We start from the raw sequence: 10,341 nt of genomic DNA on the forward strand, positions 1-10,341 counted from the left end.
GAGCTCACGACGGTGAACACGCCATCTTCGTTCTGCAGCACATCGTCATTGGTGAAGCGCAGGACGGCATAGCCCTCGTAGCGCAGGAACTCATCGCGCAAGGCATCGGCATCCTTAGTGTGGCCGTGCGTCTCGCCGTCGACCTCGATCACCAGGCGGGCCGCGTGGCAGGCAAAGTCGACGTAGTAGGGGCCGATCTGCTCCTGCCGGCGGAAGTGATGGCCCGCCGTGCGAAACGGGTGCAGCAACCGCCACATGCGGCGCTCGGGTACAGTAGAATTCGCGCGTAACTCTTTCTCGCGGTGGGTGCTCATGGGGTTATGGAGCCGCGGCAGACGGCCCCCTCCCGGCCTCCCCCATGAAGGGGGAGGTGAAGAGCCGAGGCTGTGGCTCGATCGTGCCAATCGCACCGGCGGGGCACCTCCCCCTTCATGGGGGAGGATGGGAGGGGGCCGTCTCTCTCAGTCAGCACCAACGAAGCGAAGTCCGAAGTCACCGCTTCATCCCCGTCGTCGCAATTCCCTCGATCAGCAGGCGCTGGAAGAACAGGAAGAACAGGAAGATCGGCACCAGGGACAAGACGCTCATGGCGAACAGGCCGCCGAAGTCGCTTTCGCCGGTGGAGTCGGTGAAGGTCCTGAGGCCGAGCATCACGGTGTATTGCTTCATCTCGTTGAGGTAGATCAGCGGCGCGAAGAAATCGTCCCAGGTCCAGATGAAGGTGAAGATGGCGGCCGTTGCCAGCACCGGCATCGACAGCGGCAGCATGATCTTCCAGTAGATGCGCCAGGCCGAGCAGCCGTCCATCATCGCGGCTTCGTCGAGTTCCCTCGGGATACCGCGGAAGAACTGCACCATCAGGAAGACAAAGAACGCATCGACGGCGAGGAATTTCGGCACCACCAGCGGCAGGATGGTGTCGATCCAGCCCAGCTCGCGAAACAGTACATATTGCGGGATCAGCGTCACCTGGCCGGGCAGCATCAGGGTCATCAGCATCAGGGCGAACCAGAAGTTCCGCCCCTTGAAGCGCAGCCGTGCGAAGGCGAAGGCCGCCATCGAGCAGGCGATCAGGTTGCCCACCACCGAGGTGACCGAGATCACCAAGGAGTTCCAGAAGAAGGTGCCGAAGCTGACGCGCAGCCCGTCCCAGCCGCGGAAATAGCTGTCGAGGCTCCAGACGCTGGGGATCAGCGTGCCGCCAAAGATCTCGTTCTCCGGCCGGAAACTCGCCGAGAGCATCCACAGCAGCGGATAGAGCATCAGGATCGAGGCACCGATCAGCGCCACATGGGCGAGCACGCTGAGGACGCGCTTGCGCATCAGCTTGGCCGGCGTGGCCTCGGTGACGACGGTGAGGCGCGGGGCAGGGGCGGTGACGGTCATGCTGCGGTCCCCAGTGCCAGTGCATCAATCATCATAGTGCACCCAGTATTTGCTGGTGAGGAACGAGAACGCGGTGAAACAGGCGACCAGCAGCAGCAGGAACCAGGCCAGCGCCGAGGCATAGCCCATGCGGAAGAAGCCGAAGGCCTCCTGATAGAGGTAGAGCGTGTAGAACAGCGTCGAGTTGATCGGATTGCCGGTGCCGGCCGAAATGATGAAGGCCGGGGTGAAGCTTTTGAAGGCCTCGATGGTCTGGATGATGGCGTTGAAGAACACCACCGGGGTCAACAGCGGCAGGGTGATCTTCCAGAACTGGCGCCAGCGGCTGGCGCCATCGAGGCTCGCGGCCTCGTACATATCCTGCGGGATCTGCCTCAAACCAGCGAGGAAGATGATCATCGGCGAGCCGAACTGCCAGATCGACAGGATAATCAGCGTCCACAGCGAATAGCGGGGGTTGGAAATCCAGCTCGGGCCCTGGATGCCGAACACCGAGAGGAAATCGTTGACCAGCCCGTCGCCGGCAAACAGCTGACGCCACAGGATGGCGATGGCGACCGAGGCGCCGAGCAGGCTCGGCAGGTAGAACAGGGCGCGATAGAGCGGCAGGCCGCGCATGCCGCGGTTGAGCAGCAGCGCCACGCCGAGCGCGAAGGCCAGCTTCAGCGGCACCGAGAAGAGCACGAAGGTCAGCGTCACCTGCATCGAGGCGATGAATTTCGGATCCGCGGTGAACATGCGGATGTAGTTGCTGGCGCCCACCCATTCGGGCGCGGTCAACAGGTCGAAATCGGTGAAGCTCAGATAGAACGAGGTGATGATCGGCCCGATGGTCAGGCCGAGAAAGCCGACCAGCCAGGGGATCAGGAAGAGGTAGCCGGGGGCGTGGTTCTGCCACACCCTCGACCACCACGATTGGCTAACCGCACCCCCGGCATGGGGGACTCCGGCCTCCATGGCGGGCGCGGTCATGACGTCAGGCCGCGCGGTTCAGAATATCGGTCGCGCCCTTGACGAGCTCGGGACCGGCCTGTTCCGGGGTCTTGGCGCCAAAACCCACTTCCTGGCCGAGAATGCGGAACAGTGAAGCGTCGATCTCGCCGGCAGCGGCCGGCGGGGACGGGGGCAAGGCGGCGAGCAGTGGCCCGAGATTGGCGACGAAGTTGAGCGCCACCTGGCTCTGTGCGTCGAGGGTCGGAGCGAGCGCGTCGCGTACGGCCTTGGAGCAGGGGATGCCGCGTTCGACGCCGAGCACATTGCTGGCGGCCGGGTCGTTGATGAAGAAGCTGATGAACTTCGCCGCTGCTTCCTGCTGGGCCGACGAGCCGGCGACCGAGAAGAACATCGAGGGCTTGCGATAGTGGCCGCCAGGCGCGTCGGTGGCGGTGCGCGGGAAGTTCGAGATGGTGATCTTGTCCTTGATGATCGCCTGGAAGGCCACCAGCTGGTTGGAGTTGGACGGGATCACCGACGCCTTGTTGAGCGTCAGCATGGTGGTCTCGAGCGGACCGGTATCGAGCGCCTGGTCGTCGGGGCTGACGCAGACGCCGGCGGCGCGCAGGTCGGCCCAGAGCTTGTACCACTCGGTGGCGTCGGCCTCATCGAAGGCCACTTTGCCATCGGCAGTGTAGAGCGCCTTGCCGCGCTGGCGCAGCCAGTTCTCGTACATCGGCTCGGACACCGAACCATCGGCGACGACGGCTTTGCCGACGCCCTTCGACTTGAAGGCCTCGCTGATCGTGGTGAGATCGGCATAGGTGGTGTTGGGGCCGGGCACATCGAGCCCCGCCTTTTCGAAATCGACGGTGTTGATCATCAGCGCCACCGAATTGGCGCCGAGACTGATGCCGTAGAGCTTGCCGTCGACCTTGCCGCCATCGAGCTGGTCCTGGTCGAAATCGGCGAGGTTCAGGGCGCTGCCGACGAAGCCGTCGAGCGGGGCGATGGCGTTCCGCTTGGCGTATTCGACGATGTAGCGGTAGTCCATCTGGATGACGTCGGGTGCGTTGCCGCCGGCGGTCTGGGTGGCGAGCTTGGGCCAGTAATCGTTCCAGGCGAGGAACTCGCCTTCGATCGCCGGGCCACCGGCCTTGGCGTAGAGATCGGTCACGCCGTAGGTGCGGTCGGCGCGGGCCTGGCCGCCCCAGAAGATCAAGCGCAGGGCTTCCTGCGCAAAGGCAGGCGAAATGCCGGCCGCGGCGGCAAGCGCCGTCGTGCCGAGCAGAAACTGACGGCGGTCTAGCTTCATGGTCATGGATTCCTCCCGTTTAGTCCTCCGAAGTGGCGACGCCACTCCGATCTCTGTTCGCGCTCTTGGTGGCGCTAAATAACTAACTGGTTACAACCATGGGCCGGGACGTGCGGCCTGTCAAGCAGGTGCCGTTTCGCACCAAAGCCCAGGCAGAATCGCGTCCAGGCAAGGCTCGGCGCCGGGCCTGGCCGGCGGCGAAGGCAGCGTAGCAGGCGCTTGCAGCGATTCAGCGGCGGGTGCGGAGGTAGTCGACGACCATCTGCACGGCCTGGGCTTCACGGTCCTGGATCAGGGCGAACTGGCTGAGGTCCTTGCCGAAAACCACCGACAGCGTCTGCATGTTCGAGACATAGAAATAGCACAGCGAGATGATCGAGATGTAGAGCTGCATCGGGTCGACATCGGTGCGAAAGGTGCCCTCGGCGTGGCCCCGCTTCACGATCTCCTGCAGCTCGCCGACGATGGGCGAACGGATCTCGTCGAGATTCTTGATCTGCTTGACGAATTTGGCGTTCTGCAGGTTTTCCACAGACAGCAGCCGCGGGAACCACGGGTTGGCGAGGAAGTGCCGGAATGTAAACCGGATAACCCGGTCGATAGCTTCTACCGGATCATATTGGCTGATGCGCAACTCGCGCTCGCCGCGGCGGATTTCCTGGTAGGCGTCGAGCAGAACCGCCTGATACAGAGCCTCTTTGTTCCCGAAATAGTGATAGAGCAGCCGTTTATTGGCCTTGGCGCGGTCGGCAATGGCATCGACCCGCGCACCGTTAAAGCCTTCTTCGCAGAACTCGTCGCGGGCCGCCTTGAGGATCGAGGCCTTGGTCCTTTCGGCATCGCGCGGGCGCGCGGCGGGCGGCGTGGCGGTGCGCCGCCGAACCTTCACCGCTGCCACCTCGCTCGCCATTGATCCTAACTCCCCGCGCCGTTGCGGTTATGCTGTCCGGTGTAACAGGACAGTTCATCAGTCGCCTTTGGGTGAAACGAAAATCATGCTTTCGTTCAAGCCCCGGCGGGCGCTCTTGACGGTCCATCCTAGCGACGTGTATCTAAGTAACCAAGCAGTTACAAACGCAGCGAATTGCGGCAAGCAGGAGGAGCGAGGGATGGCCGAGCGTCGGCTGGGACTGATCATGCACGGCGTGACGGGCCGTATGGGGTATAACCAGCACCTGGTGCGCTCGATCCTCGCCATTCGCGAGCAGGGCGGCGTGGTGCTGTCGAACGGCGACCGGCTGGTGGTCGACCCGATCATCGTCGGGCGCGATCGCGACAAGATTCAGCGGCTCGCCGAAAAGCACCACATCAAGCGTTGGTCGACGAACCTCGACGAGGTGCTGTCCAACACCGAAGACGAAGTGTTCTTCGACGCCGGCACCACGCAGATGCGTGCCGAGCTGTTGAGCCGCGCCATCGACGCCGGCAAGCACGTCTATTGCGAAAAGCCGGTCTCCGACGACCTCGAGTCCGCCGTTGCCCTGGCGAAGAAAGCCAAGGCCTCGGGGGTCAAGCATGGCGTGGTGCAGGACAAGCTGTTCCTGCCCGGGCTCTTGAAGCTCAAGATGCTGAAGGACGCGGGCTTTTTCGGCCGCATCCTCTCGGTGCGCGGCGAGTTCGGCTATTGGGTGTTCGAAGGCGATTGGGGCCAGCCGGCGCAGCGCCCGAGCTGGAACTATCGCAAGGCCGATGGCGGCGGCATCATCCTCGATATGCTGTGCCACTGGCGCTATGTGCTGGATAACCTGTTCGGCGAAGTCGAAGCGGTAAGCTGCCTCGGCGCCACGCATATTCCGTCCCGAGTGGATGAGCGCGGCAACACCTATGAGGCCGATGCGGACGACGCGGCCTATGCGACGTTCCAGCTGGCCGGCGGCGTCGTCGCCCATATCAATTCGAGCTGGGACGTGCGGGTGCGCCGCGACGATCTCGTCACCTTCCAGGTCGACGGCACGCATGGCTCGGCGGTCGCGGGCCTCCACAAATGCTTCAGCCAGCACCGGGTGAATACGCCGAAGCCGGTGTGGAACCCCGACCAGCCGCAGACCATCGACTTTTTCCAGAACTGGGAAGAAGTGCCCGACAACTGGCCGGCGCAGAACGGCTTCAAGGCGCAGTGGGAAATGTTCCTGAAGCACGTCGCCGAGGACGCGCCATGGACCTACGGGCTCGAGGCCGGCGCCAAGGGCGTGCAGCTCGCCATGCTCGGGCTGCAGAGCTGGAAGGAACGGCGCTGGCTGGATGTGCCGGCGCTGGGGATTTGAGATGATAACTGAGACAGACGGCCCCCTCCCATCCTCCCCCACAAGGGGGGAGGTGCCGCCCTGTGTGGTAGGCACTATCGAGCTCCAGCCTCGACTCTTCACCTCCCCCCTTGTGGGGGAGGCCGGGAGCGGGGTGGCCCCACGCTCGGAGGTAAGTCATGCCTGAACTCATGCTTCCGACGTCCTCCCGTACGCTCGAAACCTACCGCCTCACCGGCACGCCGATCCCGTTCGAACAGCACGCCGCCAGCGATTTTCCGCGCATTGCCTATGCCGCGGCGCATGTCGTTGCCGATCCGCTGGCGTCGAACGATCCCTGGCTCACACCCGCCATCGACTGGGACACGACGCTGAAGTTCCGCCACCGGCTGTGGGATCTCGGGCTCGGCGTGGCCGAGGCCATGGATACGGCGCAGCGCGGCATGGGGCTTACCTGGAGTGACGCACAGGAACTGATCCGCCGCGCCCAGGCCGAGGCGCGGGGCCGGTCGGATGCGCTGATCGCCTATGGCGCCGGCACCGATCACCTGGCGCCCGGTCCCGATGTCACCATCGACGACGTGATCCGCGCCTACGAGGAGCAGGTCGGGTTCGTCGAAGGTGAGGGCGGCCGCATCATCCTGATGGCGTCGCGGGCCCTCAAGGTCGCGGCGAAATCGCCCGACGACTATGCCCGGGTCTATGGCCGGATCCTCAGCCAGGTGAAGCAGCCGGTGATCCTCCACTGGCTGGGCGAAATGTTCGATCCGGCGCTTGAGGGCTACTGGGGCAAGGCCGACCACAACGCGGCGATGGATGTCTGCCTCGAGGTGATCGCCGCGCATGCCGACAAGGTTGATGGCATCAAGATCTCGCTGCTGAGCAAAGAGAAAGAGATCGCCATGCGCCGCCGGCTGCCGGCTGGGGTGCGTATGTATACCGGCGACGATTTCAACTATGCCGAGCTGATCGCCGGCGACGAGCTAGGCCATTCCGATGCGCTGCTCGGCATTTTCGACGCCATCGCACCGGCGGCCTCTGCGGCGCTGGCGGCTTTGGGACGCGGCAGCGACAACGAGTTCTTCGAGCTGCTCGAACCCACCGTGCCGCTGAGCCGGCCCATCTTTGCGGCGCCGACCCGCTTCTACAAGACCGGCGTGGTGTTCCTCGCCTATCTCAACGGGCTGCAGGAGCATTTCGCGATGATCGGCGGCCAGCAATCGACCCGCTCGCTGCAGCATCTGGCGGAACTGTTCCGGCTGGCCGACAAGGCGCGCGTGCTGGCCGATCCTGGGCTGGCGGTGGAGCGGATGAAGCGGGTGCTGGCTGTGCATGGGGTGGTTTGAGGTGGTGCTGACTGAGAGAGACGGCCCCCTCCCATCCTCCCCCATGAAGGGGGAGGTGAAGAGTCGAGGCTGTGGCTCGATTGTGCCAAGCACTGGATGCGGCACCTCCCCCCTTGTGGGGGAGGATGGGAGGGGGCCGTCTCTATCGGCTTTGCTATTCTGATGACCCAGCAACTCTCGATGAACCTCGCGACCCTGCGCAACGGCTCAAGCTTCGCGCAAATGGTCGACGATTGCCTCCGGCATGGCGTCACCGCCATTTCGCCGTGGCGCGATCAGGTGGCGGCCGTCGGGCTCGCCGAGGCCGCCAGCATCGTCAAGGCCAATGGCCTCAGGGTCACCGGCCTCTGCCGCGGCGGCATGTTTCCGGCGGAGACCGCCGCGGGGCGGCAGGCCAATGTCGACGATAACCTCCGCGCCATCGACGAAGCGGCGGCACTCGGCGCCGATTGCCTGGTGCTGGTGGTGGGCGGGTTGCCCGGCGCCTCGCGCGACCTGCCGGGAGCGCGGCAGATGGTCAACGACGGCATTGCCGCTATGCTGCCGCATGCCCGTGCTTCCGGCGTGCCGCTCGCCATCGAGCCGCTGCACCCGATGTATGCGGCCGACCGGGCGTGCGTGAACACCATCGACCAGGCGCTCGATATCGCGGCCGAACTGGGTGAGGGGGTCGGCGTCGCCATCGACGTCTATCACGTGTGGTGGGACCCCAAGCTTGCCGCCGCCATCGCCCGGGCCGGGCGGGAGCAACGCATCTACGCCCACCACATCTGCGACTGGCTGGTGCCGACCACCGACATGCTGCTCGATCGCGGCATGATGGGGGATGGGGTCATCGACCTGCCTGCGATCCGCGCGATGATCGAAGCCGCCGGCTACCATGGCCCGCAGGAAGTCGAGATCTTCAGCCGCGACAACTGGTGGAAGCGGCCGGGGGATGAAGTGGTGCGGGTCTGCGTGGAGCGGGTGAAGCGCGTAGCGAATGGCGAGTAGCGAATAGGGGGCGGCGAACTCTACTTGCTACTTGCTACTCGCTATTCGCTCCGCACCTCCACCCAAAGCATCGCTTGCACCTCGCGTCTCAGCCGCTAATCTCCCGGCAAAAATCCGAGGAGACTCCATGCATATCCTGATCATCGGGGCGGCCGGCATGATCGGCCGCAAGCTTACGTCTGCGCTGCTCAAGTCGGGGCAGGTGGGCGGCAAGGCCATCAGCAAGTTCACGCTCACCGACGTGGTCGAGCCGGCGAAGATCGATTTCAACGGCGACGTGGCGACGGTGGTTTCCGACGTCTCCTTGCCGGGTGAAGCCACAAAGCTGATCGCCGCGCGTCCCGACCTGATCTTCCATCTTGCAGCGATCGTTTCGGGCGAGGCCGAGGCGGATTTCGACAAGGGCTATCGCATCAATATGGATGGCATGCGGTTCCTGCTCGAAGCCATCCGCCAGGAAGGGGTCAAGGCGCCATATCTGCCGCGCCTCGTCTTCACCTCGTCGATCGCGGTGTTCGGCGCGCCGTTCCCGGAAGCGATCGGCGACGAGTTCTTCAACACCCCGCTCACCAGCTACGGCACGCAGAAGGCGATTTGCGAGCTCTTGCTCAACGATTATTCGCGCAAGGGCTTTGTCGACGGCGTCGGCATTCGGCTGCCCACCATCACCATCCGGCCGGGCAAGCCCAATGCGGCCGCGTCGGGCTTCTTCTCCAACATCCTGCGCGAGCCGCTGGTCGGGCAGGAGGCGGTGCTGCCGGTATCGAAGGATGTGCGGCACTGGTTCGCCTCGCCACGGGCCGCGATCGGTTTCCTGACCCATGCCGCCGAGCTCGATACGAGCAAGCTCGGCTGGCGCCGGACGCTCTCGGTGCCGGGCCTCTCGACCACGGTGGGTGAAGAGATCGAGGCGCTGCGCCGGGTGGCGGGCGACAAGGCGGTGAACCTGATCAAGGATGTGCCGGACCAGAAAATCATCTCGATGGTGGCGGGCTGGCCGCGCAATTTCGACGCCAAGCGGGCGATTGGGTTAGGCTTCAAGGCCGAGCAGAGCTTTGACGAAATCATCCGCATTCACATCGAGGATGAGCTGGGGGGTAAGATCGGGGGGTAGGGCTGAACGCCACCTTGTCTGAGCGTTTGGCGCCCCTCACCCCGACCCTCTCCCCAGAGGGGAGAGGGGGCGATGTGGCACGGTCGGCGCAAAGTGCGTCCCCTCGCCCCTCTGGGGAGAGGGCTAGGGTGAGGGGCGCCAAGTACGCTAAATCAGGGGGCTCCACTCACCACCACGGAATGCCGAACACATCCCAGTCGTACTTGCGCGGGTTGGTGTAGTTTTCGCGGCGGTAGTTGACGCCGCGCGGCATGTCGAGGCCGAGGTTGCGCTTGCCGTTGATGGTGCAGGCGCCGCCACTGTCGTTGATGCGCCGCTGGCATTCATCGCTCGAGCTGCCTTCCTGAAGCAGCGAATGCTGCGGGTAGAAGCCGAAGCAGAGCTCGCGGCACTCCATGGCGTAACTGGCGCTGGGGACGGCGTAGGCGGTGATGGCGACAGCAGCCGCTATCGCCAGGTGTCCAATCGAATGCATGAGGTTCCTCACTGGCATCGTGCTGCGCCCGGGCAGCCGCAGGGAGTGAGGCGGCCTTAGCCTACCCGGCCGAATGGTACTGAATTGCTGCGGCAGCCTGAGCCATTCGAGTCAAACAAGCCGATAGGTTCGGCCGAATTGTCGGCAGTAAGCCTTTCTGAACGCTCCCAGCATTTGGGGCGCGCCAAGTTGCCGAGTTTCAGCTGTGCTGGGCGCATTTCAGCGGGGCGCGGGTCATGTCTTTCAAACTTCCAGCGATCGTTGCGGTCGCAGTGCTGATGTCCGGGTCGGCGCAGGCCGAGCCATTTCATCTCGAGCAGGCAATCGCGCAGCTCGATGCGCAGGTTGCGGAGCTGCTGGCGAGCTCGGGGATCCCCGGCATGGCGGTGGCCGTGGTGCATGGCGGCGAGGTGGTCTACGCCAAGGGGTTTGGCGTCCGCGTGGCTGGCGCCCCGGAGCCGGTCGATGCCGATACGGTGTTCCAGCTCGCCTCGATGTCGAAGCCGATCGGCGCGACGCTGGTGGCCGGTCTGGTC

The 10,341-nt window shown here is 64.5% G+C and carries 11 protein-coding genes; 5 read left to right on the top strand and 6 right to left on the bottom strand.

Annotated features, from left to right (window positions below; genetic code table 11):
* The 5 genes from VW23_RS26685 to VW23_RS26705 form a co-directional block, all read right to left on the bottom strand.
* Positions 1 to 257 (bottom strand): endonuclease domain-containing protein (locus tag VW23_RS26685; protein ID WP_244513745.1); only part of this gene is annotated, 257 nt, incomplete at its 3' end.
* Between the two features lie 235 nt (positions 258 to 492).
* Positions 493 to 1,386 carry a carbohydrate ABC transporter permease gene (locus tag VW23_RS26690; RefSeq protein WP_084646519.1) on the bottom strand — a complete coding sequence of 298 codons (894 nt, stop codon included), beginning with the start codon at positions 1,384 to 1,386 and terminating at the stop codon, positions 493 to 495.
* 24 nt (positions 1,387 to 1,410) lie between these two features.
* Positions 1,411 to 2,343 (bottom strand): carbohydrate ABC transporter permease, encoded by a 933-nt coding sequence (locus tag VW23_RS26695; RefSeq protein WP_069912517.1) that lies wholly within the window; start codon positions 2,341 to 2,343, stop codon positions 1,411 to 1,413.
* Between the two features lie 19 nt (positions 2,344 to 2,362).
* A complete protein-coding gene (locus VW23_RS26700) occupies positions 2,363 to 3,640 on the bottom strand; it encodes an ABC transporter substrate-binding protein (RefSeq protein ID WP_069912509.1) in 1,278 nt (425 codons plus the stop codon).
* A gap of 223 nt (positions 3,641 to 3,863) precedes the next feature.
* A complete protein-coding gene (locus VW23_RS26705; protein ID WP_069912510.1) occupies positions 3,864 to 4,544 on the bottom strand; it encodes a TetR/AcrR family transcriptional regulator in 681 nt (226 codons plus the stop codon).
* Positions 4,545 to 4,743: 199 nt separating this feature from the next.
* Here VW23_RS26705 and VW23_RS26710 point away from each other — a divergent pair, with 199 nt between their 5' ends.
* The 4 genes from VW23_RS26710 (at position 4,744) to denD (ending at position 9,330) form a co-directional block, all read left to right on the top strand.
* The gene (locus tag VW23_RS26710) at positions 4,744 to 5,898 is read left to right on the top strand and encodes a Gfo/Idh/MocA family protein (RefSeq protein ID WP_069912511.1); all 1,155 of its coding nucleotides are present in this window, start codon (positions 4,744 to 4,746) and stop codon (positions 5,896 to 5,898) included.
* Positions 5,899 to 6,056: 158 nt separating this feature from the next.
* Positions 6,057 to 7,223 (top strand): dihydrodipicolinate synthase family protein, encoded by a 1,167-nt coding sequence (locus tag VW23_RS26715; RefSeq protein WP_069912512.1) that lies wholly within the window; start codon positions 6,057 to 6,059, stop codon positions 7,221 to 7,223.
* A 162-nt stretch (positions 7,224 to 7,385) separates the two neighbouring features.
* Positions 7,386 to 8,216: a sugar phosphate isomerase/epimerase family protein gene (locus tag VW23_RS26720; RefSeq protein ID WP_069912513.1), complete on the top strand. Its 831-nt coding sequence runs from the start codon at positions 7,386 to 7,388 to the stop codon at positions 8,214 to 8,216.
* A 127-nt stretch (positions 8,217 to 8,343) separates the two neighbouring features.
* Positions 8,344 to 9,330, top strand: coding sequence for a D-erythronate dehydrogenase (denD, locus tag VW23_RS26725; RefSeq protein WP_069912514.1), 987 nt, complete (start codon positions 8,344 to 8,346; stop codon positions 9,328 to 9,330).
* A gap of 166 nt (positions 9,331 to 9,496) precedes the next feature.
* Here the strand turns inward: denD and VW23_RS26730 are convergent, their stop codons facing one another.
* Complete coding sequence (locus VW23_RS26730; RefSeq protein WP_069912515.1) at positions 9,497 to 9,805, bottom strand: hypothetical protein; 309 nt, start codon at positions 9,803 to 9,805, stop codon at positions 9,497 to 9,499.
* A 236-nt stretch (positions 9,806 to 10,041) separates the two neighbouring features.
* Here VW23_RS26730 and VW23_RS26735 point away from each other — a divergent pair.
* On the top strand, positions 10,042 to 10,341 hold a 300-nt coding region (locus tag VW23_RS26735; RefSeq protein ID WP_141728514.1), incomplete at its 3' end, for a serine hydrolase domain-containing protein.

It is taken from the genome of Devosia insulae DS-56, from assembly GCF_000970465.2.
GTDB lineage: Bacteria > Pseudomonadota > Alphaproteobacteria > Rhizobiales > Devosiaceae > Devosia_A > Devosia_A insulae.